Genomic DNA, 25,316 nt, shown 5'->3' with positions numbered 1-25,316 from the left:
TAATGGGCAAGTAAGGTACAAATCACCTCAAAAAATAGACAGCAAGTTAATAAAGTTTGATTGATGTCATATTATTACGCAATTGACCTATCTTTTTAAGGCCAAAAAATTTATCATTTCAACCGCAAAAAAAACAAGTATTTCTTGAGATTATTATCTTTAAAAACCACATATTGTGGGTTTTAGATAGTATACTTTGGAATAATAGTAGGTCCTACTTTTACAAGTAGGTAATTCATTTCTAAACGCATTTATTGCAGCGGAAGCCAGAAAATGAGCCAAACAGTAGCATCACAAACTGAGTACAATTATAAAGTTGTACGCCAATTCGCTATTATGACAGTGATTTGGGGCATCGTTGGCATGGGTATTGGGGTTCTGATAGCTGCCCAATTAGCTTGGCCAGCTCTTAACTTTGACACACCATGGTTAACTTACTCTCGACTTCGTCCGTTACACACGAACGCAGTAATTTTCGCATTTGGTACAAGTGCACTTTTTGCGACGTCTTATTACGTCGTACAACGTACATGTCAAACGCGCCTTCTTTCAGACAAATTAGCCGCCTTTACCTTTTGGGGTTGGCAGTTAGTTATTGTTCTAGCAGCAATTACTCTACCTATGGGTATTTCGAGTTCTAAAGAGTATGCAGAACTTGAGTGGCCAATCGATATCTTAATTGCTGTTGTTTGGGTAACTTACGCTATTGTATTTATGGGCACTATTGCAAAACGCAAAGTAGCGCATATTTATGTAGCTAACTGGTTCTATGCTGGTTTTATTATTACCGTTGCTGTTCTACATATCGTTAACAGCATGGCAGTCCCAGTCTCATTGACTAAATCATATTCAATCTATGCAGGTGCCGTAGATGCAATGGTTCAGTGGTGGTATGGCCACAACGCAGTAGGCTTCCTTCTAACTGCGGGTTTCTTGGGTATGATGTATTACTTTGTACCAAAGCAAGCGGGTCGCCCTGTTTACTCATACCGTTTGTCGGTTGTTCACTTTTGGGCACTTATTTCTCTTTACATTTGGGCAGGTCCTCACCACCTTCACTACACTGCGCTTCCTGATTGGACGCAAAGCTTAGGTATGGTGATGTCTATTATCTTATTCGTACCGTCTTGGGGTGGTATGATCAACGGTATTATGACGCTCTCAGGTGCATGGCATAAGCTACGTACTGACCCAGTTTTACGTTTCTTAGTGGTTTCATTGTCTTTCTACGGTATGTCGACGTTTGAAGGCCCGATGATGGCGATTAAATCTGTTAATGCGTTATCGCACTACACAGATTGGACTGTAGGTCACGTTCACTCAGGTGCATTAGGTTGGGTTGCGATGATTTCTATCGGTGCTATTTACCACCTTATCCCTGCGTTATTCTCGCAAGGTCGTATGTACAGCATCAAATTAATCAATACACACTTCTGGTTACACACAGTGGGTGTTGTTTTATACATTGTTGCAATGTGGATTTCAGGTGTAATGCAAGGTCTAATGTGGCGTGCAGTTAACTCTGACGGTACATTAATGTACAGCTTTGTACAGTCGTTAGAAGCCTCTCATCCTTTCTATGTTATGCGTTTCTTAGGCGGTGTATTCATCGTTACAGGTATGCTGGTTATGGCTTATAACGTTTATCGTACAGTTTCAGCGAAAAATAACTCGTTAGAACTTGATGAACAAGCGCAGTTAGCATAACGGAGTTAGATAATGAGCAATAAAAATTCACAAAACAAACACGAAATTATCGAGAAAAACATTGGCCTCATGGCCATCTTGACTGTTTTCGCAATCAGCTTCGGTGCATTAGTAGAAATTACGCCGCTAATGTTCCAAGACGATACAACCAAGCCAGTGGATGGGTTACGCCCATTAAATGCACTAGAGTTTGAAGGTCGCGACATTTATGTGCGTGAAGGTTGTGCTAACTGTCACTCTCAAATGATCCGTCCATTTCGTGATGAAGTTGAGCGTTACGGTCACTACTCTGTAGCAGGCGAGTCAGTATGGGATCACCCTTTCCTTTGGGGTTCTAAACGTACTGGCCCTGACTTAGCACGAGTAGGTAAACGTTACTCAGATGATTGGCATTATGCGCACTTAATGGATCCACGTGCCGTGGTTCCTGAGTCTAATATGCCAGGTTTCCCTTGGTTAGCAGAGAACACGCTTGATACAAGTCTGACTCTGAAAAAACTACAAATTTTCCGTGACACGTTTGCTATCAATCCAGAAAACCCAAAACACCCGGGTCTAGGTTATGGCAGTGACGAGGAATTAATCGCTGACATTGCTAAGGTTGATGCAATGAATGACGGTAAAGGTGCAACAGAAATGCAAGCCCTTATCGCTTATTTGCAACAACTTGGCACACATTTGAAGTAGATTATTATGGACTACGGGACATACAGAGGCATTTTGACTCTGGTAATTTTAGTATTATTTATTGTGATTGTTGGATGGGCATATAGCAAGCGTAGTAAAAGTCGTTTTAAAGACGCTGCCAATGTCATATTTGAAGATGAAAAAAAACACAACAATACACTCTCTAACGAGGAAAAGGGGTCTGAGAAATGACTAGCTTTTGGAGTATATGGGTTATTGTATTAACCCTTGCATGCTTAATCATTATCTTTGGTCTACTAGTTTGGAACTTAAAAAACTATGTAGGCGTAAAAGAAGGTGAAAGCTGTGGACATGAGTTTGACGGCATTCAAGAATTAAACAATCCACTACCAAAATGGTGGACTTACATGTTCTTCGCAACGTTTGTGTGGTCTGTTTATTACTTAGCAGCCTACCCAGGTTTAGGTAATTGGGAAGGTTTAGCAAAATGGACAAGCTCAAACCAAGGTATTACCTCTTTAACTGAATCGAAAGAAGCAGTCATTGAAGCGAAAGAAGATGGCCGTTTTGTAAAGCTAGATGCTGAATACCGTGCTGCTGAAGAACGTTTTGGTCCTATTTTTAATGAATTGGCTCAAATACCTGTTCTAGATTTAGTAAAGTCTAAATTTGCTGGTGATGCAGCACAGCAAGTTGCGCTAGAAAACGGCACTAAACATGAGCAAACTCAAGGTCAACTCGCAGTTGAAATTGGTCAACGTTTGTTCTCACAAAACTGTGCACAATGTCATGGCTCTGATGCTCGTGGTGGTACTGGCTTCCCTAACCTTACTGACAACGATTGGTTGTACGGTGGTTCTCCTGACAAGATCAGAGAAACATTACTTTTAGGTCGTGTTGCAGCAATGCCACCTTGGGGTGATGCATTAGGTGAGCAAGGCGTTAAAGAAATGACGGCTTACGTACTTAGCCTGTCTGGCCGTACTGTTAACCAAAAAGATGCCGATGCAGGTAAAGCAAAATTTGCTATGTGTGCTGCGTGTCATGGTCCAGATGGTAAAGGTTCAGTTGCCCATAACCTACCGTTTGGTGCACCAAACTTAACTGATAACATTTGGTTATACGGTGGTTCTCAACGCGCTGTTGAAGAAACACTTAACCATGGCCGTGCTGGTGTAATGCCTGCATGGAAAGAGATTTTAGGCGAAGATAAAATTCACCTATTAACTGCTTACGTTTACAGCTTATCGCAAGATAAATAACGATAAAGTTAACAAAACGTTTCAGTTTAATCTTTTTATTTCAGTAAATTAATTCAGATCAAAAAAGCCTCCACTCGGAGGCTTTTTTTTAGTCTTTTCATTCTATTTATTATAATATAGCCGCACATCAATTAATTTTAGAGCGACTATGCAACCGACTCCGTGGTATAAAAATTTTTGGCCTTGGTTTTTAATCTTCTTTCCTTTAGCTGCAATTATTGGCTGCATTAGTTTATTTATTACAGCCATTGGTAACGGCCCAGATATGGTTGTAGATGATTACTATAAAAAAGGCAAAGCAATCAACTTAGAACTCGTTAAGTTTGATAAAGCAAAAGCGCTGTATTTACATGGCGACCTAAATGTATCAGATGAGCGTGTAAGCTTTAAATTTACCAAAGGCGATACCAGTAATATACACGCATTAAGATTGTCGTTTTTTCACCGTACTATAAAAGCGCACGATTTTGAGGCCACCCTCACCCCAAATGCTAATCAAGAGTTCACTGCATTATTAGAAAGCTATACACCAGGCGCATATTCGGTGTTTATTGAACCCGTTGATAATAGTTGGAAAATGAAAGAAAACGTTAGTTTACCAACCACCGCCACCGTTTTAGTGACTCCTAACTATAAGTAGTATTTAGTATGTCTAAAAATTGCTTTCATTGTCTTGAAAGTGTGCCTGCTGGATTTAGCGCACATGTTGTTATAGACAATACCGCTGAGCCAATGTGTTGCATTGGCTGCCAAGCTGTTGCACAAAATATCATTGACCAAGGGATGACCGACTACTACAAATATCGCACTGTTAGTGCCGGTAAAGTAGAGCAACTCGTCCCTGAACAACTCGCTTTTATTAAAAGCTATGACAATGAAGATATTCAAGATGAGTTTATCAGTACGCATAACGACAACTCTGAGGTGCTTCTCAGTGTTGAGGGCATTACCTGCGCCGCCTGTGCCTGGCTTATTGAAAAGCAATTACTTAACCTTAAATCGGTAAAGCGCGTTGATGTAAACACCTCAACTAATCGCGCTATGATCCAATGGGATAAAAGCGCATCCCCTTTAAGTGAGCTAATCACCTCACTGGCTGAAATAGGTTACAAAGCCTATCCATTCCAATCAGATGTAGAAGCCCAGCAAAAACAACAAACAGCTAAAGCCTATATTCGCCGCCTCGGCGTGGCAGGCTTAATGACCATGCAAGTGATGATGTTTGCCTTTGCTATGTACTTTGGTATGTTCTCTGGGATGGACAGCAACTTTGAACAGTACTTTAGATGGATCAGCTTGATCCTTGCAACGCCCGTAATTTTATACAGCGCCCTGCCCTTTTTAAGTAATGCAATTAACGGCTTAAAAGCAAAACAACTGAATATGGATTTACCGGTATCATTGGCGATTTTTGGTGCCTATGGTGCAAGCTGTTACGCCACCGTAATGGAAGTCGGTGAAGTTTACTTTGAATCTATTTGTATGTTTACCTTTTTACTCTTATTAGGTAAATACTTAGAATTTAGAGCGCGCTTAAAGGCCAGTGAATTTACAGCCAACTTACAGAAGCTACTGCCACTGACTGCCCGTACACTCGATGAAAACGGCAAAGAGCACATAATTGCCGCTAAAAAGCTCAAGCTTAACGATATCGTTTTAATAAAAGCAGGCGAAACTATCCCTGCCGATGGCATCTTAGTCAAAGGCAGCACCAGTGTTGATGAGTCTATGATGACTGGTGAACATCAGCCAGTACGAAAGTATATTAATCATAACGTGTATGCGGGCACGGTTAATCATGATGGTATTATTGAAATAAAAATCAATAAGCTGGGCCAAAATACCCTGCTTAATCAAATTATTCGCCTGCAACATAATGCCCTAACAAAACGCCCACGGTTAGTAGAAATTACCGACAAAGTCGCGCAGTGGTTTGTTGCCGTATTACTGGTATTTGCCTCTCTAACCGCCATTGGCTGGTATCAAATTGACCCTGATGTCGCTTTTTGGATCACTATATCGGTGTTAGTGGCCACCTGCCCGTGCGCATTAAGTTTAGCTATTCCAACCGCGTTAACGTGTGCTGTGGCTACCTTAACTCGTAAAGGTATATTAATTAAGCAAGCACATGTGCTCGAAACACTCTCAAAGCTTACTTTAGTTGCTTTTGATAAAACCGGTACGCTTACGCAAGGTAAATTTAGCCTCGACGTTGTTGACATACTTGATGGTAAGTACAGCAAAGAGCAAATTCTTGATATTGCAGCACAGCTTGAGAGCTATTCTGAGCACCCTATTGCTAGCGCCTTTAAAGAGTTTAAAGGTCAGCGTAAATTTGACGATGTACAGCTCCATCCAGGGGTTGGGATCAGCGCTCAATACGATAATACGCACTACGCCATTGGTAAAAGTGGCTGGTTTGATACCAAAAAAACCAATGCGCAAGCTACCCTATACATAAACAAGCAACCCGTTGCACGCTTTTACTTTGTTGATAAAGTAAAAACAGATGCCGATAAACTCATTAACTCGTTAAAGGCTGCCAATCTAAGTTGTCATATGCTAACAGGTGACGCCTCAGATGCCGGTGCCAAGGTGGCAAAAAAATTAAAGCTTGATTCAGTACAAGCCAGTTGTAGTCCCAAAGATAAACAAGACGCCGTTGATCATTGGTCAACTCAAGGTGAAGTTGTTGCTATGGTTGGCGATGGCGTAAACGACAGCCCAGTCTTTGCCAGCGCTCACTTATCAATCGCCATGGAAACAGGAGCTGATATCTCTAAAAACAGTGCCGATGTTGTGCTGCTTAACAGTGATTTAGCCTCTATTGATCATTTGTTGACGATTGCTAAGCAAACACGGCGTATAATTAAGCAAAACCTAGCGCTTTCTTTATTATATAATGGCTCTATATTACCGCTTGCTGCTATGGGTTTAGTTGCGCCTTGGATGGCGGTAATTGGTATGTCTGCCAGCTCTATTATTGTGATATGTAATTCACTAAGGCTATTAAAGTTATGAGCATAATTTATATTTTAGTTCCTATCGCTATCTTGTTTGTACTAATTGCCATTGGCGTGTTTTTTTGGGCAGTAAAAGGCGAGCAATTCTCTGATTTAAACAAGCAAGGCCACAGTATTTTGTTTGAAGACGATAAAGAGCAACATAATAAAAGTAATGATTGATCCAATTTTTGTTAGCGCTTTTTTAATGGGGTTGATTGGCAGTGGCCATTGCATTGCTATGTGCGGCGGCATTGCCAGCTCATTACAATTAGCCAGTAACAAGCGCCAAACTTGGTTGTATTCTCTAGCCTATAATAGCGGCAGAGCGCTAAGTTATATGCTTGCTGGTGCCCTTGTTGCCGGTATTAGTAGTCAATTTGCCACACAAAACTCGGCCTTTGCACTGTTTTTATCATTTTTAGCGGGCGTGTTTATGTTACTGGTCGGCGTTTATATCATGCGCTTAGCCGCGACATTACAATGGCTCGAAAAACTCGGCAAAACCCTCATTTGGCAGCACTTAATTAAACTTAATAAATATTTAATGCCCATTGATTCCCCATTAAAAGCGCTTGGTTATGGCGCACTATGGGGCTGGTTACCGTGCGGCTTAGTATATTCTGCGCTCACATGGGCGATGACCAGTGGCACTGCCATAAATGGTGCTCTGGTTATGCTGGCATTTGCCCTAGGGACGTTCCCTGCCATGATCACCTTAGGTGTGGCTGCACAAAAGCTCAATACGCTTTTTAATCACCCTTGGACGCGAATAATATTAGGCAGTGTTATCATTTGGTATGGTATCTACCTTCTGATCATTGCAACAGACAAGCTAGTGCATTAACATTGGTAAATGTTGTGCATAGAAATTTAACGGATTGAACTTATGGATTTTTCTCAAAGTCGTGCTAAAGGTAATTGTGCCATTAGCTGTAATAACTGCAGTATTAGCCAGTTATGTTTACCATTTTCTTTAAATGGCCAAGAAATGGATAAACTTGATGAGATCATTGAGCGAAAAAAACCATTACACAAGGGTGACTACTTATTTGAGTCGGGCGCACCTTTAAATGCAATTTATGCAGTTCGTTCGGGGTCGTTTAAATCGTATACCTTGTCAGAGCAAGGCGATGAACAAATTACAGGCTTTCATTTAGCGGGTGACCTTGTTGGCTTTGACGCCATCAATAAAATGCAACATCAAAGTTTTTCTCAAGCACTAGAAACCTCAATGGTATGTGAAATTCCCTTTGAAACTCTTGACGAACTAGCCGGTAAACTGCCTAAATTGCGCCAACAAATAATGCGTTTAATGAGTAGTGAAATAACCTACGATCAGGAAATGCTATTATTACTGAATAAAAAGTCAGCTGAAGAACGTCTTGCTAGCTTTATTTATAACTTATCAGAGCGTTTTGGTGAGCGTGGTTTTTCACGAAAAGAATTTAGATTTACTATGACTCGCGGCGAAATTGGTAACTACTTAGGTTTAACCGTAGAAACTATCAGCCGTTTATTAAGCCGTTTTCAAAAAGCCGACTTAATTAAAGTAGAAGGTAAATTTATTACTATTTTAGATAATGACGCTTTAGCCAAAACGGCTGCGATTGTTAAGCCTCGTTAATAATCATTTCTCATTTTAAAATTAATCCTACCCTGAATTGGAGCGTAATTATTGCAATTATGCTCTATCTCTACTAACACTTTGAGTAGAGGTATTAACCATTCACTTTTAAGAGTCGATGAATGAATTGTCTGGCTCATTTTTTAATATAAAAGCAACTACGTCCTATTAAACTCTTACATAGAAGGACAATCTTATGCCTAAATCTTTATTTCTATTTATCGCTCTTTCTTTAAGTATTTTATTTAGTAGCCAAGCATCGAGCTCAATGATCCCCGATGACGGCATTGATGACTCAGAAGCACTAAAAGACTTGATTTTAAACACTGCAGAAAATTCTGAGCTTAAAATAGACAAGCCAGGAGTTTATGACATCTGCTCAGCTATTATTGTTAGAAATCTTAACAATATTGTTATTACAGCTAATACTGGCGTTATACTAAAAAAGTGTGACCGATTTGAAGGAGAGTATATTTTATCCTTTTATAATTCACGCTTCATAGAAATTAATGGTTTTATTTTTAGGGGGTTAACGACAGACAAAATTAATTATGTTTGGGGTGAGCAAGGTATCCTTTTTGCCGGCTCCGAAGATATTTCAATTAAACATAATCAATTTTTTGATTTTGGCGATGCAGCGATAAGAGCAACGTCCTCAAAGCGTTCATCATATAATGCCCCTATCAACTCTTTCAGAGTAAAAATTAGTAATAATTATTTTAATAATGTTACCCAAGTGACCACAACTCACCCATGGAGTGGAAACTATGGTGGTACACATGATATTACTGTTGAAAGCAATGTATTTGAAGGTCTGAAAGGTTCCTTAAAACTAGCCACTAGAAAACCTGTTTCTAAAGCTTTAATAAAATATAATACCTTTAAAAAAACTAAAGGCACTGCAATTGAGCTGACCTATTACTCGGATGTTAAAATAATTGCTAACACTTTTATAGACAGTGATAAGTTTATCCTCAATGCTTACCCAAATAAACCAAGGAGTGTGACCGAGCCTTTTAATTGGGGAAATATTTATTTTACTCACAACACAGTTTTACGTTCTAAGGGAGGCATTAGAATACAGTCAGATGTAACCGGCGAGCTAATAGATGACAAATACGTAAGAGGCATTTATATCAATAACAATCACTTTATTGATGTTGATATGACTGTTTATCCTGAAAAAAAATATTGGTATCTTATTAATTTATTTACTCGAGGTGGAAAGAGTTATCTATTTTCTACAATCAAAGATAATGTTTATAACTTACTACCCGAAGTAGACTTTGTGAAAAAAACGAGTGGATTCACTGTGGAAGACAACACTTTAATAAAGCCTGAAAATAATTAAATTTTGTAAAGCTCTACACACGTTCATGCAGGGTAAGGGTTTCAAAATTAGAGAAGCTTTATTTCTTGATATAGAACAAGAATATTAGTGCTACCCCTTTAACTGTTGTGTATTTGCGTTACACTCAAGGTATAACTGTTAAGTGAATGGAGTAGCACAATGGAAACGATTAAACGTATTATCGCGGTTATTGACCCAACTAAAGACGATCAAAATGCCCTCGCGCGTTCAATAGATTTAGCCAAAAAATCAGGGGCTAGCATTACCGCCTTTATGACGGTGTACGATTTCTCTTACGAAATGACTACTATGCTATCAGGTGATGAACGTGAAGCAATGCGTAAAGCGGTGTTAAAAGATCGCGAACTATGGTTAAAAGATCTTGTCTCTCCTTATCAAAACATTAATATTAATACCCAAGTCATTTGGCATAACCGCCCTTACGAAGCCATTATTAATACCGTTATTAATGATAAATATGACCTAGTGATCAAAGGTACTCATCAGCATGGTGCGCTTAAAGCGGTTATTTTCACGCCAACAGACTGGCACTTAGTCAGAAAATGCCCAACCCCTGTATTATTTGTAAAAGATATGGCGTGGCCAGCACATGGGAATATTTTAGCGGCTGTTAATGCAGTCAGTGAAAACGATCAGCACCTGTCACTTAATAAACGCATAATTAAAGATGCACAATTTTTATGTGAACTGGCTAATGCTAAACTTAACTTAGTCAATGCATACCCTGCTACACCGGTCAATATAGCCATAGAGATCCCTGAGTTTAACCCAGGGTTATATAACGAATCAGTTAAAAAACATCATATTGAATCAACCAATGAACTCGCTAATGAGTTTAACCTAACCTCTGATCAATGCTTTATTGAAGAGGGATTGCCAGAAGATGTGATACCGGATGTTGCAAAACGCTTAAACAGCGAATTAGTGGTTATTGGCACTGTGGGACGGACTGGCTTAAGCGCTGCCTTAGTAGGCAACACTGCTGAGCATGTTATTGACAGCCTTGATTGTGATGTACTTGCACTTAAACCTGATGGGTACGTAAGCCCGCTTGCAGAAAGTTAGCGTTTGCAGTAGCTCCCATATTACATATGGCATATAATACGCCCCTTTATTTTTAGCAATTAATTTTGCCGTACTATTTACAAGGGGGCGTAGTGTCTCATTCTGCTCAAGCCAAAGCTCAATACAACTTAAATAAGCTTCAAAAGCGTTTACGCCGCCTCACAGGTCAAGCTGTCATGGACTTTAACATGATTGAAGAAGGTGACCGTATTATGGTGTGCTTATCGGGTGGCAAAGACAGTTACACTATGCTCGACATGTTGCAACATTTACAACGTGTTGCACCTATCAAGTTTGATTTATTTGCAGTAAATCTCGACCAAAAACAACCTGGTTTTCCTGAGCATGTGCTTCCTGAGTATCTTGATAATTTAAATATTGAATACAAAATTGTAGAAGAAGATACCTACAGTATTGTTACTGATATTATTCCTGAGGGTAAAACAACCTGCTCGCTTTGCTCTCGCTTGCGCCGTGGTATTTTATATCGCACGGCTAAAGAGTTAGGTGCGACTAAAATTGCACTGGGTCATCACCGCGATGATATGATAGAAACCTTGTTTTTAAATATGTTTTATGGCGGAAAACTAAAAAGTATGCCGGCTAAACTAATGAGCGATAACGGTGAGCATATGGTTATTCGCCCACTGGCATATTGTAAAGAAGCCGATATAAGCAAATATGCGTTCAGCCAAGGCTACCCTATTATTCCGTGTAATTTATGTGGCTCACAAGAAAACTTACAGCGTAAACACACTAAAAATATGCTGGAGCAATGGAATAAAGAGCACCCGGGCCGTATAGAGAGTATTTTCACCGCCATGCAAAACGTTGTGCCTTCACACTTAGCTGATAATCAATTATTTGATTTTACCAACTTGCAAACGGGTGACGTTATTGATGGGGGCGATATCGCGCTCGATAAACCAGATATTCCAAAAGTGCCAGTTAATCATGAACAAGATGAAACAAACCAAGCCGACGTGGTTACCATTAATTTAAGTTAATTTTTAAGGGTTTGCAGTAATGCAAACCCTTCACTTTGTTCTATGCTGCTACTGACCAGCAGCTAATCCTTGTAAAAACTCTAAACTCTGCATTTCTTGTTTGTTTGCCTGATAAGGCAACTGTTGTAAGCTGTCGTAAGCAAAATCATCAATAGTAAACTCGCTAATTTCACTTTCACCAAAACTGTTAAGCTCACCTGGGCTTGGCGACATACGCTCAACAACAAAATCGCTTAACCGTAAGTCATTCGTTTGCTTGGGCAAAACAGACCAATGCGCTTTAAAGTCAATTTGCTGACTGCCCTCATTTAAACGTGCTTTAGCAACTAAATGTGCTAATGGCGAAGTTCCACTGTATAAGTTAGCTCTTAAACGGTATAAGCCACTTTTTATAACTGTTAAATTGGCCGGTACTATCATGTTTTCATTACGTGGATACGCGTTATCAAAACCAGTTAAGGTTGCACTAGGCGGCATATAATGTATTTGTGCCACCACCGGGACTATTTTACCCGCGATATCGGCTTCAACTAATAATTGTAAATTACGTGGATAGTCTTCTTCACCTTTAAATGTCATTGCCAGCTCATTTTGACGAGCCACACCGCTTTGCGTTTTTAGCGACTTTTTGGTGTCTGTATTACTGAGTGTTACTACCACCTTACCTAAATTTGGGGCACTTACGGTTAGCTCTATAGCTTGTGGATACACATACCGATATTGAGACAAGCTCACTGTTAACTCCCCTCCTTGCTCACCCACTGGGCTGCTAACAGGAAAGAACTGATTTGGCTTAAGTCTGTCCTCATCATATACCGTTAATGGTTGTGAATAAGGCGGAAACGCCAAACTTTGTTGATACTGTTGTGCCACCGCCGATGCCGCTTTGGCTAAGTCTTCATCAAATGCTGACTGAGTTACTGAGCTGGTTTTTGTTGTTGCCTTTGTCACAGGTTGGCTTAGCGTGCGCTGCTGAGCTGGAGGTGTCGATATCGGCTTTTTATCATTGAGAGGGGCTTGTTTTAGGGGGTAACTTGCATGACCCTCATCAATTAAAAACCACATAAGTAGGCCCATGCTGATAACAAAGCCAATCACGTAGGACTTTTTCATCGGTTAGTTATCCTATATAAAACGTGTAGTACGTATACTACACGATGTTTTAAGTATGCTTATATCACGGGATCACATTATATATAAGTGCCGATGCACTCAAATTATCTGAGTCTTTTACATAACGATATTGTTTCTTCCAAAACCAACTACCTGTGGTTTCATCTACGGTTTCAAACCCTAGCGTGTCGCCAGCTACCGTAATGTTATTCATCGCAATCGTTACATTTCCTTGGCGCTGCGCTTGTTGAATCTCGTTATGACTATAACTGTTAGTCATCATTAATGGATAATGATATGGCATAAAACTATTAACAGCATCACTTTGCGATTTTAAACGCCCATTAGTGTCAATATTGGTGCTACAGCTACCAAATGAGTTTACAGAGCTTGCACCACATGATGAGTGAGTAGCCACTACCGAGTCGTCATTACCGCGTAAAAATCCAGCCGTTAAACCTAAGTAAGCATTACCATCGGCTACAAAACGTAAACGAGGTGTGCGTGCATCAGGTAATGGCGCAATTCTGCGTGCATTATTTACTTTTAAATCGTGCAATACGCCTACCGCCTCATTAACTTCACTGCCTAACCACCACGTTAGCGCGGCATCTACAGCAAAATTCCACGATGCGCCTGTTAATGTACTCACCGCTAAGTCGGCCAATTCACTGCCGCCACCAGCACCCGCTAAATCAAAGGTGGCAATAATATTAAGCGGCTGTAATCCGGCATTTTCAAGCCAGTTTTCTTGGTTATCTATAATATATCGGGCAACTAAGTCACCGGTTGAATGAGTCACAAATACACAGCCTGGCTCGCATAGATTTGAGCGAGAAATTTGCTGTAGTTTAGGCCATACCCAATCGGTGGTGATTTTTCCTTCTATTCGTTCATATGCAGGCCAATCGATGCGCTCGTCTGCACGGTTCACCCAATAAGACTGCCAATAGCTTTGTCCATCGTTTACCACATCACTGGCTGCTCTATTGGTAAGTTGTGATACCTGCAAACCATGAATTAAAATTACCTTATACTCTTTACTGAGCGCAGAAAAACTCATTAGCAGGCTTAATGCTGCTGCAAATAAAGAGACGCGTTTGAATATGTGTGTGTTGTTCATATTAATCCTTAACTGATTGAATATTTTTATTATGCTTAGCTTGTTACACGCTGTTGTCGGTGCATGGTAAAAGCAACGCATTGACCAGTATTGGGAACAAAGTTGAAAAATGCAACATTTTGTTATCATTTTCACTGTTAAGGCTAAATATCTGCGTTAAAACACGACAAAAGCGCTAAACTATTGTGCTATTTGGAACAGTTTATGGGCTTTATAAACCGCCATTGAAAACACTGTGAGCTTTTTTGTTAACTATCGCACGGCACTACTTTTTATCAGCGTAATAGCGTAAGTTAGTTACATACGAACAACCGAGGAATCATAATGATAAAAAAAATAATATGTGGTGGCTTTTTATTAACCGCCATTTCCGCCCCTAGTTTTGCCGCGAGTGTTAACACCCAACTTGAACAAGCAACACAAAGTGTGAGAGAAAAAGTCATTACATGGCGTCGTCACTTACATCAATATCCAGAACTGAGTAATCGCGAATTTGAAACCGCCAAGTACATTACTGAACATTTAAAATCACTGGGTCTTGAAGTACAAACCGGTGTTGCGCATACCGGTGTTGTGGCAAAATTAAGCGGCGGTAAAAAAGGCCCTTTAATCGCATTGCGTGCTGATATGGATGCTTTACCGGTTACCGAACAAGTTGATTTACCCTTTGCCTCTAAACAAACATCAACCTATCGTGGCAATGAAGTAGGCGTTATGCATGCCTGCGGGCACGATACCCATGTTGCTATTTTAATGGCCGTGGCAGAGTCACTGGTAAAAATAAAAGATCAGTTAGCGGGCGAAGTACTGTTTGTATTTCAACCGGCTGAAGAAGGTGCCCCCGAGGGCGAAGAAGGTGGCGCTGAGCTAATGCTAAAAGAAGGTTTATTTAAACAAAAACCTGAAGCGGTGTTTGGCTTGCATGTCACCAGCTCACTTAATACCGGACAAATTGGCTTTAGAGAAGGGCCACTAATGGCCAGTGAAGACTCTTTCACAATTAACGTAACGGGTCGTCAAACACATGGTTCACGTCCATGGAATGGCGTAGACCCAATTGTTGCTTCATCACAAATTATTATGGCAACTCAAACAATCGCCTCTCGCCAAGTTGATGTAACTAAAGCACCTTCAGTCATTTCGTTTGGCGCAATTAATGGCGGCATACGCTCAAATATAATCCCTGATAATGTAGAGCTGATTGGTACCATTAGAACCTTTGATCAAACTATGCGCGCCGATATTAAAAAACGTTTAGCTAAAACCGCTGAGCTGGTTGCCGAATCCGCTGGTGCTAAAGCCGATGTGCATATAGATCACGGCTACCCTGTCACAGTAAACAATGTAGCACTCACCCAAAAAATGACCCCAACGCTTGCCCGTATTGCTGGTGCTGACAATATTATTACCACCGATTTAATTACCGGCGCAGAAGACTTTAGTTACTATGCGCTTGAAACCCCTGGGCTATTTTACTTTTTAGGCGTCACTCCAAAAGATCAAAACGCTAAAACGGCAGCAAGTAATCATTCACCTCAGTTTTATGTTGACGAAAGCGCCTTACAACTCGGCGTAGAATCATTATCTCAACTGGTTGTTGACTACTTACAATAACAACTCAACGTAACAAGCACAGGGGTAATAACCTTGTGCTTGTTTTATTAGAGAGTGTTATTAGAGAGTGTTATTCAGCTAATATAAATCCCCTTTCGCTTACCTTTAATTATATAAATTCTCAATCAGGTAAGGACACCTTAATGACAGCAGAATATTTTAATTTTTTAAGCTTAATTGGTGTGGCTTTTTTTGCAATTTCAGGTGCGTTATTAGGCCATGATAAAGATATTGGCGGATTTGGAGTGGTGGTTGTTGGCTCAGTCACTGCGCTTGGCGGTGGCACGCTCAGAGACATACTTCTTAACCAACCCGTTTTTTGGATAGCCAACCCCGATTTTTTATATGTCACCTATGGCGCTATTTTTGTCACTGTTATGTTTATTCGCCACTTACCCGATGTGTCTAACTATTACATGTTGTTGGTTGATGCAATTGGTATGGCTATCTTTAATGTGGTCGGTATCGAAAAAGCATTAATTGAAGGCACCACCATGATGGTTGCACTTACAATGGGCATGACTACGGGGATATTTGGAGGCTTAATACGCGACGTGATCTGTCGAGAAGTGCCGTTGGTGATGCGAGAAGAGCTCTACTCCACCGCCTGTTTTGCAGGAGGCTTGACCTATGCCGTGCTATTTTTATTAGAAGTCCCTTATTTATGGTGCATTCTTGGTTCGCTGTTGGTCAGTGTTTTTTTAAGATTGGGCGCGCTCCATTTTGGCTGGCAGCCCAATCTATTTAGAAAAAGAACACCAAAAATAAACGATTAGTATAAGCATTGCGTTACACTAATCGCTCATAGAGTCCTGATGCCCGTGACACACTTTTACCCATCGCCAGTTGCAGCACTTTTTTATCTGCTACCAGCTCAAAGGTCTGCTTTGCACGGGTAATACCGGTATACACTAATTGCCGGTTAATACCGACGCTCGCTTGTTTAAGTGGTGGTAATACCATAGCAGTGTAACTAAACTCTGAGCCTTGCGATTTATGAATGGTCATAACATACACTTTATCGTGCGCTGGGAGTCGTGCAGGTGAAAATGCACGTTCATTACCCTGCTCATCAATAAACAGTGCTTTGAGTTGGCCACTGTCATCAGGCATTAAAATACCTATATCGCCGTTAAAAAGTTTAAGTTGATAATCGTTTTGGCTAATCATAATAGGCATACCCGTGTAATGCCGCTGATTAGGGTTAACGCTAATTAACCCTTGCTGTTGCAATACCCGCTCAATACGTTCATTTAAACTATTAACGCCGTAATCGCCTTCACGCACTGCGGCAAGTAATTGATAGCGGGCAAAAGCCTCATGCACTTTGGCAACACTAGCTCCTTGGGCAATCAGTGTTAAATAATCACCGTAGTGACATGCCGCGCTGTTTATAAGCTTTTCAATCGGTGTAGAGACAAAATCGTAGTCTAAAATCACATCGCTAAAATGCCCTTGCGTACTGTGTTGTTCGACATAATTTAAAATACCCCGATCATTGGTATTAACAGCCAAAGCCAATTGGCCTATGCCACTTTTGGCATCAAAGCGATAACTATGTTGTAAAAAGGCAATGCAATCAGCCAGTTTAAACTCACTCTGATTTTGCGCGCCAAGTTTAGCTGCGCCATTAAAACACACCTTATTTAATTGCTCACAGCGTGCTTTTGAATACTGCGGTGTTTGCCCAAGTACTAAACCTTGGCATAAATCACTCATTACACTGCCGGTATCAACCGAGGCGAGTTGGTCTTTATCGCCAAGTAAAATCAATCGGGCATGCGCTGGCAAGGCCTCAATTAATTTAGCCATGAGCGATAAATCGACCATACTGGCCTCATCAATAATCAATACATCAACATGCAACGGATTGCTTTTATCGTGCCTGAATTTATTAGTAAATGGCTTAACTCCTAACAAACGATGAATAGTTTGCGCACTTTGCGGGATCAACGCATTAATATCAGCCGGTATTTCTGTGAGCTTATTTTTAGCCCCTAAAATTGACTCTGTTAATCGCGCCGCTGCTTTACCTGTGGGTGCTACTAATTTTATGCTCAATGGCGCAGCCTGATATAACGATTGTAAAATCGCTAACAGCTTTGTCACCGTGGTGGTTTTACCTGTGCCAGGCCCGCCTGTGATCACACTAAAGCCCTTTGTTGCAGCAATGGCACAAGCGACCTTTTGCCAATCAATATCAAGCGTTGGATTATCAGGAAAGTAGCGTGTTAATAACTCAGTAAGGACTGCATCATCAATATTGAGTTGTCGCTCACTCATTGCCAGTAATCGTTGCGCTAAGGTTTGCTCATAGCCTGCTAAACGGGAAAAATACAACCGCTGATTAAACAATTGCAGCGGCTTGTGATCCCCCACACTGTGATGCGCGTGTAAGTAACTTATTGCTGCCTCAGTCGTAAAATCGTCACTAAATGGGGTGAGAGTGTCAGGTACGGTGCCTTCTAATTTAGTAAAGTCGCTTTGGCGTAAATTAAACGGATTAGTCCAATCAACCTCTGTTAGGGTTAAACAGCTATGCTGGCTTTGCTGTGATAAACACAGCATTAAAATTATATAAAAGAGGTCGTCATACCCTTGCTGTGCGTTTGTGCCACTGAGTAATTCAGCCAGTTTTACATCAACCACTCGCACTCTATGTTCGTCCGTTAAATACGTTAGCAACGGCACGACTTTAATACTTTCGCTGGCCTGCATCGTTCGCTGTGCTGTTGTGAGCACAGGATCATCTGAAGGCGCATCATCTAAGTCATCAAACAAACCCGGTTGTTGATTTAAATCACTCATAGCATGGCTCCTTGGCTAAACAAGCCATCTAAAATAACGACTTGATCTGCACTTAGCTGTTTAAAGTACACTCCCTCACCTGCTGGCATACCGCGTAAAAAAGTATAATAAACACCGCCTAAATGCGCCTCTATTGAATAATCGGGAATTCGCTGTTTAAGCAAGCGATGCAGCGCTACGGTATAAATTAAATACTGTAAATGATATTGGTGACTGGTCATTGCTTGCTCTAGCTGCTCAGACACATAATCAGCAGCGGTACTGCCCAAATAATTCGATTTATAATCTAAAATATAATACTTGCCTTGGTAGCAAAAAATTAAATCAATAAAGCCTTTTAGTAACCCTTTAACATGGGCAAACTCAAGTTTACTTTGGTTAAAGCCAAAATGTTTAATCAACACTTCATTAAGCTTAGGGGCACTGAGGCTGCTAAGCGGTAAGTTAAACTCCATTTCGACTAAACAGTCACTTGGCGCTAATTGGCTCAAACTTAAATTATTCTCGCTGTTTAACGGGCAATTAAGTGCATCGAGTACCCATTGCTCGGTAATTTGCTGCCATTGCTCATCAATATGGTATTTTTCAAAAGCACGCTCAATCACAGCCGTTAAGTTTTGCTCTATATTCGTGGGATGATTTACCGGACTGGTAAAATCAAGCTGCTCAAATATTTCGTGCAAGCAACTCCCTGGTTTTGCGCCCTTTGGAAAGCTATACGGTGAAGGAAGTTCATCTTGTTGCACCGCAAACTCATCTCTTTGATGATCTTCATCGCTGCGCCCAGGTGCCAGTTGGTCAGTATGCTTTTTAAAGCTCAAGGCACTAAAACTGGTTGCCCGCCAATCGCGTTCAATCTGCGTGGTTACAGTATTAATACTCAGCGCCTGCTTTTCAACGTGTTCATTATTAAAGCGAAGTATGCCCTGCTCGAGTAATTCACCCGAGGTAATTTGCAGATATTCCATCGAATCATTGGCATCACAAAACTCACTTAAATGAGTGCGCCATGTTTGGCTGCTGGTTAACGCTAACCCTGAGAACAACACATGCCCAAGCGCACTACTTTGAATCGCTAAGCGGCTACTTTGCCCTTGCCCGATGTTATATACACCCAAGGCACAAAAATGCACTGCACGGGTCAATGCGACATACAATAGGCGTAAATCTTCGGCTAGGCGCTCTTGCTCTGCTTGTTGCAAGGCGTCTTCGTCTTTACTTAAATCAAAAATTAACTTGCCGTTATGGTGATAAAGCGCGTCTTTAGTTTCACGATAACCACTGGCAAAGGGCATAAATACCAATGGATATTCAAGCCCCTTTGAGGCATGCATAGTGACAATTTTAACCAAATTTGCGTCGCTCTCTAAACGTACTTGCACAGTTTCGCCATCTTGTTGGCTCACCTTTTGCGCAAACCAACGCAACAAACGAAGTGTCCCTTCAAGCTCTATTTGTTTTTGCTGCAGTATTTCACCAAGGTGTCTAAAGTCGGTAAGCCAACGTTCTACGTTATAGCCCAAGCCTTGCCATTTGGCACTGAGTTGATTATGACTCAGTAAGCGTTCAAGCATGGCCATAGCCCCTTGCTTGTGCCAAATATGGCTAAGTTGAGCAAAAAAGTTTAAGTGTTCTTGCCATGCATTTTCATCATCGGCCAAAGCAAAAATATCGTTATAACTTAAACAGAATAATGGCCCTGCGAGTACACCTCGTAGTAGCGACTCGTCGTACTGGCCGTGCAATGCGGTTAAAAAGTTGAGTAAATGGTGACTTAGCTCTTGGCTAAATACACTATCACGAGACAAATACACGCTGGCAATATTGGCTTTGCTCAAGGCCTGCTTCATTATTTGCGCTTCAACGCGATCGCGCACCAAAATACAAATATCAGCAGCGCTTACCGGCTTACTGCCAATACAAGCTATTCCTTGGTTTGCTTGCTCGAGTAACGTAACAATTTTATTAGCAAAATGGGTGGCTAAATGAGCTTGCCCTAAGCCTTTACTGGTCGGTTTGCCTTTTTCATCGCCAGCTTCATCCACAAACACATTAAATTCAAAGGCGGTGGCCGGTTTGCCATCAATTAAAAATGTATCTTTGGCTTTTTTACCCTTGGCTTTCACTTTATTAAAGGGAATGGCATCGTTATAAATAAAGCTGTTATCGTATTTACTAAACAAGCTATTTACGCTGTTGACGATATCGCTGCTGGAGCGAAAATTAGTGCCTAGGGTAAATTGTTGCGACTGCTCTACGGCCTCTTTGGCACCAATGTAGGTAAATATATCTGCGCCCCTAAAGCCATAAATAGCTTGTTTGGGATCGCCTATCATGGCTAAAGTGGTATTGCTTTGAGCATATATTTTACTAAAAATACCGTACTGAATAGGGTCGGTGTCTTGAAACTCATCAATCATTGCCACCGGAAATAACTGCGCAATTTTTTGCGACAATACGTCACCCTGCTCACTATTAAGGGCTGTATGTAAATTAGTGAGTAGGTCATCAGGGGTGATCACGCTTTGCTCTTGTTTGCGCTTAACTATGGCCGCTTTTACCCAACTTGCCGCATATTGCATTATCGCAATTTTTAACCCTTGTTTAATGGTATTGTTAAGTGCGGCTAAGGTATCGAATTGGCTAATAAGTGGATGAGTCAGTAATGTGCCATTTTTTTTATAATTAGCGGTATTACTTAAATTCTCGCTGCTCCATACCTCAAACGAATATTTGTTAGTACCAAATTCAAAAAAGTCATCATTGCCTAAGCAAAATGCTTCAAGCGCCGCTAAACTGCCTTTTCGCCCGGGTGTTTTTGAGCCACTTAAATCGGATGCTTTCACAGCACCAATAAACTCTTGCTCTAGGCACGCTTTTTTAAAGGCGGGTACAAGCTCCAAGTATTCATCTCGCGCTTGCCACACATCCTCTAAATTTACTTGCGGTGTTATTTCGGCGTTGGCTTTATTTAAAATACTGCTTACTTGGCTAAATAATGATTCAGGTGCGGCAAACACCTCTAAAATCGCATTTGTTTTTTGCTTATTAAGCGGGTAGACAAACGCGCGCCAAAAATCTTTTATGGTCTCAAGCAGTATCTCGCGCTCATCTAAAATAAACTCTAAGTTAAACGCTACTCCCGACTCAAACGCATGTTGTTTTAGCATCCGCTGACAAAAACCATGAATGGTAAAAATAGCCGCCTCATCCATTGATTTAGCTGCTGCATCGAGTAAGTCAAACGCACGATGTTTATCATCAACGCCCGCTATCACAGCTTCAATGAGTTCATCATTGGGCACTTGCCCCAATAAAGCATCACGCGCGGCAATAATACGGCTACGAACACGGTCTTTAATTTCTTGGGTAGCGGCATCGGTAAAAGTCACCACTAAAATTTGCTCAACACTCAATGGGGTATTGTGCTCGCCGGGTATTTGCATGCCCAATAAATAACGTAAATACAAACCCGTGATCGTGTAGGTTTTACCTGTACCTGCACTGGCTTCAATTAAGCTTTGCCCTGATAATGGCATAGTGAGTGGGTTAAGCGCTTGCATAGTCACTCTCCTTGGCGTGCTCAAATAACGGGGCGAGTAATTTTTCGCTCCATTGTATAAACTCCTCTTGGCAATCATTGAGCGATTGCACCGTGACACGAATATAAGGGTTTTCCCCTTCACCTCGGCCAATATACTGTGGGCTAAATTTACTGTTGGCTTTTGCCATATCACTACCGCTTTTTACGTATTCATAACCACTTACCGGAAAAAACGCGACGGGCTTGTTGCGTAATGCTTTGTATAGTTCAAACCAATCTGCAAGCAGCAAGTCGGCATTGGCTTTACTCATAGGGGCAAAGCTAATTTGTTTATCTAAACCCAGTAATAAGGTTTCAACCTCTTGTTGCATGCTTTGAGCTGCCAGGTGATAAAGAAAGCCTTTTATTAAATCTTTGGCTTTAATACTGGCACTGCGGTAAAACACTTGTTTTTGCATATACACATGGTTAAGCCAGCCTTCAATGGTGGTATTTTCAAGCGCAAGTAACACTTCTATCGGTTCGCTTTTACCGGCTTTTATTTGCTCTTTTACTTGCCCTGCAAGCGCATCAACTCGGTGCTGCATACCCTCATAAATTAAGCTGCCAACATTGGCTTGGGGCAACTCACCGCGCTGCAGGATTTGCTCGGTACTGAGCGGAGTATTGTTAATGTTTGCTTCAAGTATTTCGTCAAGGTAAAAATAACGGCGCAGCGCATCTAGGCTAAACGGTTCTTCGTCTTTCGCTATATCGTTAAATTGCGGCAAGCGTAACCCTAAACTTTGTTGATAAAAGCTCTCTTGGGCATAGCATACACTACGAATAAACACATCAAGATCAAGTAGCTCTGGGGGTGTTACATCAAGTGCAGTGATTGCTTTTGGCTCAATAGCCTCGCTAGGCAGCCAAATTGGGTTATAGCTGTGATTATTTACTCCCGCCTGTTCATCGCTAGGAGCTGAGTAATACAGGCTATTAAAAGGCTGCAAATGCTGCTGCGTAATAAGGCATTCAGGCAAAGGTTTATCACTGGGTTCGCTAAGTTTAAAACTGCGTCCAATGTATTCTAAAAGCTCACTGACAAGCGTTGATGGCATGCGCGGCTGGTTGTCAAAACACGAGCGGCCAATGTAGCTCATATATAAATTATCTCGGGCACTTAAGAGCGCTTCTAAAAAGAGGTAACGGTCATCGAGTTTACGTGAACGGTCACCTTTTTGCTTTTTAGAATAAGGTACTAAGTCAAAACCGATAGGCTGCACGGTACGTGGGTAATCGGCATCGTTCAAGCCTAGCATACACACCACCTTAAACGGCACGGCGCGCATTGGCATTAACGTACAAAAGTTCACTTGTCCTACTAAAAAGCGCTGACCTACACCTTTTTCTTGTATACCTTGCTTGATTAGATAGCTCACTATGCGCTGCGAAACGGCTTTACTGTAGTCGCCGTTGTCGTGGTGCTTCGCAATGTCTTCGAGCACCTTTTGCAGCACTAATAAATCCCAGCTATCATCGTTTTCGCTCTCATAGATAGTATTGAGCAGTTCACTTAAAATTTGGGCTTTATTAGTAAGCGTATCATCTGGGGTGAGTTTCGCTTTAAAGTCTTGAAGCACATCAATAAAATGCACCAGCTTATTGAGAGTATCAAGCGCCATACCTTCTACTTCATCGGCGCTGTAAATACCATTAAATGGGCACTGTTCGTCGCGCATGGCAATCCCCAGTAATAAACGGTTCAAGCCATGTTGCCAGGTATTTAAATCAATTGCGGGTAAATCAAAGCTTTGTTTATGCTCAGCGTTTATGCCCCACTTTACCCCTACTCGCTCAAGCCAATAATGTATTTGCTCGTATTCATGGGCTTCTAGGCCAAATTTTTCGGCAATTTGCGTAACCTGTAATAAATCAAGAATATCCGACACGCCAAAGCGCGAAAACGGTAAATTAGCTAAACTGGCAAACGAGCTCAGTACTGGTTTTTCTTGCTCTATGGCTAAATCGGCAAGGGCGTATGGTATAAATCGGCTGCCCTGCGCACCACCAAAAACGGCCTCAATGTAAGGGCTATAAGTACCTACATCAGGCATCATGACGATGATGTCTTTGGGGGTAAGCGTTGGGTTTTGATTAAACAAATTGAGTAAGTAGTCGTGCAGGCGCTCGACTTCCCTTAATGGTGTGTGGCAGTCACTTAACGTAATGCTGGTATCGTTTGCACTTATGGGCAGTTTACCCTCATCGTTTATAAACCATTCTTTGTTATCGGTAAGCGATTCACCTTTAAAGGCAAGTTGGTATATTTCGCTTTGCACTTGCCCAAGTAAGGTATCGTCAAACGCATCAATAAAACCATCAATCCAACGGGCATCAAGCTGCACCAGTTGCTCAAAATAATCGCGGCCGAGTTTACCCCACGACGACAACAACGGATTACCAATAAAATAGTATTCTTCATCAGGATTCGTTTGCTTTTTTTGCTGCGCTTCCACCAGCGGCATTTTGGCGTATTTAGCGTTTATTTTAGCCGCTGTTTTTTCATCGATTATATCGCCCCAATAATGCTCGCTGGGGTTAAAAAAGAATAAAAACACCTCAGTTTTTTTACTCAAGGCTTCAAACACGTCAAGCTGTGAGCTGGCAATCGCAGATATACCAAATAGGCTAATACGCTTTGGCAATGAGCTGCTATCCATACTCTCAAGGGCGCTGAGTAATTGTCCTTGCATGTTGGCGCGGTGAAATTGGCTTTGCCCAAGTGTTTTACTTAATTTGACAAGGCGGCGCCACAAATCGGGTTGCCAAGGAGCAATGCTGATATCTACATCGTCAAGCGTATCAACACCGCTATCCCAAGTGGCTATCCAATGGGGGCGATACATTAAATATTGGTCGTACACATCGGCTATTTTTTCACATAGGGCAAAGGTTTTTTGGCCGTCAATATCCCCCTCTAAATAGGTTTTTAGGGGTAAATACAGTGGCTCGTCAATACAAGTAGGTAAAATTGCAAACAGTTTCCAAGCAAGGTTCGGTTTATTAAACGCCGACTCTTTAGGCACGTTTGGCAATAGTTGCTGGTACAACTGCCAAATAAAGCTCGACGGCAGCGGAAAGTCTACCTGCGCAGCCACGCCTAAATTTTCACTTAAACCAATTTTTAGCCACTGCGACATACCCGGCGATTGCACTAACACCACTTCTTTATCAAATGGGCTTTGCAACGGGTTTACCTTTAACAGTTGATGAAACTGCGCTTGCAGGGCTTCCATACGGTTTGATTGAATAATATTGAGCATACGATACCAGCCTTACTTGAGATAAAGGCCAGTGTAAGATATTTTCAATTTAAGCGGTAGCGCAAAGGAGGTATTGGCGTTAATAAATCAGCATGTTAGCCAGTAGCTAGCTGATTTTT

The 25,316-nt window shown here is 41.3% G+C and carries 19 protein-coding genes; 14 read left to right on the top strand and 5 right to left on the bottom strand.

Annotated elements, in window-relative coordinates; translation table 11 throughout:
• Nucleotides 1-273 precede the first annotated feature (273 nt).
• The 12 genes from ccoN to ttcA all read left to right on the top strand — a co-directional run bounded on the left by ccoN (nt 274) and on the right by ttcA (nt 11,690).
• Nucleotides 274-1,707 carry a cytochrome-c oxidase, cbb3-type subunit I gene (gene ccoN, locus AAGD16_RS06150; RefSeq protein ID WP_013464670.1) on the top strand — a complete coding sequence of 478 codons (1,434 nt, stop codon included), beginning with the start codon at nt 274-276 and terminating at the stop codon, nt 1,705-1,707.
• A 12-nt stretch (nt 1,708-1,719) separates the two neighbouring features.
• Complete coding sequence (gene ccoO / locus AAGD16_RS06145) at nt 1,720-2,394, top strand: cytochrome-c oxidase, cbb3-type subunit II (protein WP_013464669.1); 675 nt, start codon at nt 1,720-1,722, stop codon at nt 2,392-2,394.
• A 6-nt stretch (nt 2,395-2,400) separates the two neighbouring features.
• Nucleotides 2,401-2,586 carry a cbb3-type cytochrome c oxidase subunit 3 gene (locus AAGD16_RS06140; protein ID WP_010389598.1) on the top strand — a complete coding sequence of 62 codons (186 nt, stop codon included), beginning with the start codon at nt 2,401-2,403 and terminating at the stop codon, nt 2,584-2,586.
• Nucleotides 2,583-3,617: a cytochrome-c oxidase, cbb3-type subunit III gene (gene ccoP, locus AAGD16_RS06135; RefSeq protein ID WP_377114299.1), complete on the top strand. Its 1,035-nt coding sequence runs from the start codon at nt 2,583-2,585 to the stop codon at nt 3,615-3,617. The genes AAGD16_RS06140 and ccoP overlap by 4 nt, the downstream gene beginning before the upstream one ends.
• 148 nt (nt 3,618-3,765) lie before the next feature.
• Nucleotides 3,766-4,257, top strand: a complete 492-nt coding sequence (locus AAGD16_RS06130) for a FixH family protein (RefSeq protein ID WP_013464667.1) — start codon at nt 3,766-3,768, stop codon at nt 4,255-4,257.
• 8 nt (nt 4,258-4,265) lie between these two features.
• Entirely contained in the window at nt 4,266-6,638 is a 2,373-nt protein-coding gene (locus AAGD16_RS06125) for a heavy metal translocating P-type ATPase (protein WP_377114296.1), read from the top strand.
• Nucleotides 6,635-6,802, top strand: a complete 168-nt coding sequence (gene ccoS, locus AAGD16_RS06120; RefSeq protein WP_008109812.1) for a cbb3-type cytochrome oxidase assembly protein CcoS — start codon at nt 6,635-6,637, stop codon at nt 6,800-6,802. The genes AAGD16_RS06125 and ccoS overlap by 4 nt, the downstream gene beginning before the upstream one ends.
• Nucleotides 6,795-7,466: a sulfite exporter TauE/SafE family protein gene (locus tag AAGD16_RS06115; protein ID WP_024601376.1), complete on the top strand. Its 672-nt coding sequence runs from the start codon at nt 6,795-6,797 to the stop codon at nt 7,464-7,466. Before ccoS ends, AAGD16_RS06115 begins: the two co-directional genes overlap by 8 nt.
• 42 nt (nt 7,467-7,508) lie before the next feature.
• Nucleotides 7,509-8,246 carry an FNR family transcription factor gene (locus AAGD16_RS06110; RefSeq protein WP_013464664.1) on the top strand — a complete coding sequence of 246 codons (738 nt, stop codon included), beginning with the start codon at nt 7,509-7,511 and terminating at the stop codon, nt 8,244-8,246.
• Nucleotides 8,247-8,442: 196 nt separating this feature from the next.
• Nucleotides 8,443-9,597 carry a hypothetical protein gene (locus AAGD16_RS06105; RefSeq protein WP_377114291.1) on the top strand — a complete coding sequence of 385 codons (1,155 nt, stop codon included), beginning with the start codon at nt 8,443-8,445 and terminating at the stop codon, nt 9,595-9,597.
• A 159-nt stretch (nt 9,598-9,756) separates the two neighbouring features.
• The gene (gene uspE, locus AAGD16_RS06100; protein ID WP_036983022.1) at nt 9,757-10,683 is read left to right on the top strand and encodes a universal stress protein UspE; all 927 of its coding nucleotides are present in this window, start codon (nt 9,757-9,759) and stop codon (nt 10,681-10,683) included.
• A gap of 92 nt (nt 10,684-10,775) precedes the next feature.
• The gene (ttcA, locus tag AAGD16_RS06095) at nt 10,776-11,690 is read left to right on the top strand and encodes a tRNA 2-thiocytidine(32) synthetase TtcA (RefSeq protein WP_058154443.1); all 915 of its coding nucleotides are present in this window, start codon (nt 10,776-10,778) and stop codon (nt 11,688-11,690) included.
• 48 nt (nt 11,691-11,738) lie between these two features.
• Here the strand turns inward: ttcA and AAGD16_RS06090 are convergent, their stop codons facing one another.
• Nucleotides 11,739-12,803 carry a hypothetical protein gene (locus tag AAGD16_RS06090; protein WP_377114288.1) on the bottom strand — a complete coding sequence of 355 codons (1,065 nt, stop codon included), beginning with the start codon at nt 12,801-12,803 and terminating at the stop codon, nt 11,739-11,741.
• A 64-nt stretch (nt 12,804-12,867) separates the two neighbouring features.
• A complete protein-coding gene (locus AAGD16_RS06085; protein WP_377114285.1) occupies nt 12,868-13,926 on the bottom strand; it encodes a hypothetical protein in 1,059 nt (352 codons plus the stop codon).
• A 324-nt stretch (nt 13,927-14,250) separates the two neighbouring features.
• Between AAGD16_RS06085 and AAGD16_RS06080 the strand changes: the two genes are divergently transcribed.
• Nucleotides 14,251-15,540 carry an amidohydrolase gene (locus AAGD16_RS06080; protein ID WP_377114282.1) on the top strand — a complete coding sequence of 430 codons (1,290 nt, stop codon included), beginning with the start codon at nt 14,251-14,253 and terminating at the stop codon, nt 15,538-15,540.
• A gap of 143 nt (nt 15,541-15,683) precedes the next feature.
• Entirely contained in the window at nt 15,684-16,316 is a 633-nt protein-coding gene (locus AAGD16_RS06075; protein WP_377114279.1) for a trimeric intracellular cation channel family protein, read from the top strand.
• Nucleotides 16,317-16,329: 13 nt separating this feature from the next.
• On the opposite strand, the gene recD is transcribed toward AAGD16_RS06075, so the two are convergent.
• From recD to recC, 3 genes are read right to left on the bottom strand one after another with little or no spacing between them, the layout of a single operon-like run.
• The gene (gene recD, locus AAGD16_RS06070; protein WP_377114276.1) at nt 16,330-18,348 is read right to left on the bottom strand and encodes an exodeoxyribonuclease V subunit alpha; all 2,019 of its coding nucleotides are present in this window, start codon (nt 18,346-18,348) and stop codon (nt 16,330-16,332) included.
• Entirely contained in the window at nt 18,345-21,911 is a 3,567-nt protein-coding gene (gene recB, locus AAGD16_RS06065; protein WP_377114273.1) for an exodeoxyribonuclease V subunit beta, read from the bottom strand. The genes recD and recB overlap by 4 nt, the downstream gene beginning before the upstream one ends.
• Nucleotides 21,898-25,197 (bottom strand): exodeoxyribonuclease V subunit gamma, encoded by a 3,300-nt coding sequence (recC, locus tag AAGD16_RS06060; RefSeq protein ID WP_377114270.1) that lies wholly within the window; start codon nt 25,195-25,197, stop codon nt 21,898-21,900. Before recC ends, recB begins: the two co-directional genes overlap by 14 nt.
• Nucleotides 25,198-25,316: the final 119 nt, after the last annotated feature.

The sequence above is a fragment of the Pseudoalteromonas sp. M58 genome (assembly GCF_042604605.1).
GTDB lineage: Bacteria > Pseudomonadota > Gammaproteobacteria > Enterobacterales > Alteromonadaceae > Pseudoalteromonas > Pseudoalteromonas tetraodonis.
The sequence above is the reverse complement of the archived record's forward strand: the minus strand, read 5'-3'. Positions and strand labels throughout refer to the sequence as shown.

What these genes read in the sequence shown, in the direction of transcription:
- ccoP (WP_377114299.1), top strand. Translation starts at nt 2,583, where the DNA reads ATGACTAGCTTTTGGAGTATATGGGTTATTGTATTAACCCTTGCATGC.
- AAGD16_RS06115 (WP_024601376.1), top strand. Translation starts at nt 6,795, where the DNA reads ATGATTGATCCAATTTTTGTTAGCGCTTTTTTAATGGGGTTGATTGGC.
- AAGD16_RS06075 (WP_377114279.1), top strand. Translation starts at nt 15,684, where the DNA reads ATGACAGCAGAATATTTTAATTTTTTAAGCTTAATTGGTGTGGCTTTT.
- AAGD16_RS06125 (WP_377114296.1), top strand. Translation starts at nt 4,266, where the DNA reads ATGTCTAAAAATTGCTTTCATTGTCTTGAAAGTGTGCCTGCTGGATTT.
- recC (WP_377114270.1), bottom strand. Translation starts at nt 25,197, where the DNA reads ATGCTCAATATTATTCAATCAAACCGTATGGAAGCCCTGCAAGCGCAG.
- recD (WP_377114276.1), bottom strand. Translation starts at nt 18,348, where the DNA reads ATGAGTGATTTAAATCAACAACCGGGTTTGTTTGATGACTTAGATGAT.
- AAGD16_RS06085 (WP_377114285.1), bottom strand. Translation starts at nt 13,926, where the DNA reads ATGAACAACACACACATATTCAAACGCGTCTCTTTATTTGCAGCAGCA.
- recB (WP_377114273.1), bottom strand. Translation starts at nt 21,911, where the DNA reads ATGCAAGCGCTTAACCCACTCACTATGCCATTATCAGGGCAAAGCTTA.
- AAGD16_RS06130 (WP_013464667.1), top strand. Translation starts at nt 3,766, where the DNA reads ATGCAACCGACTCCGTGGTATAAAAATTTTTGGCCTTGGTTTTTAATC.
- AAGD16_RS06080 (WP_377114282.1), top strand. Translation starts at nt 14,251, where the DNA reads ATGATAAAAAAAATAATATGTGGTGGCTTTTTATTAACCGCCATTTCC.
- AAGD16_RS06110 (WP_013464664.1), top strand. Translation starts at nt 7,509, where the DNA reads ATGGATTTTTCTCAAAGTCGTGCTAAAGGTAATTGTGCCATTAGCTGT.
- AAGD16_RS06105 (WP_377114291.1), top strand. Translation starts at nt 8,443, where the DNA reads ATGCCTAAATCTTTATTTCTATTTATCGCTCTTTCTTTAAGTATTTTA.
- ccoO (WP_013464669.1), top strand. Translation starts at nt 1,720, where the DNA reads ATGAGCAATAAAAATTCACAAAACAAACACGAAATTATCGAGAAAAAC.
- uspE (WP_036983022.1), top strand. Translation starts at nt 9,757, where the DNA reads ATGGAAACGATTAAACGTATTATCGCGGTTATTGACCCAACTAAAGAC.
- ccoN (WP_013464670.1), top strand. Translation starts at nt 274, where the DNA reads ATGAGCCAAACAGTAGCATCACAAACTGAGTACAATTATAAAGTTGTA.
- AAGD16_RS06140 (WP_010389598.1), top strand. Translation starts at nt 2,401, where the DNA reads ATGGACTACGGGACATACAGAGGCATTTTGACTCTGGTAATTTTAGTA.
- ccoS (WP_008109812.1), top strand. Translation starts at nt 6,635, where the DNA reads ATGAGCATAATTTATATTTTAGTTCCTATCGCTATCTTGTTTGTACTA.
- AAGD16_RS06090 (WP_377114288.1), bottom strand. Translation starts at nt 12,803, where the DNA reads ATGAAAAAGTCCTACGTGATTGGCTTTGTTATCAGCATGGGCCTACTT.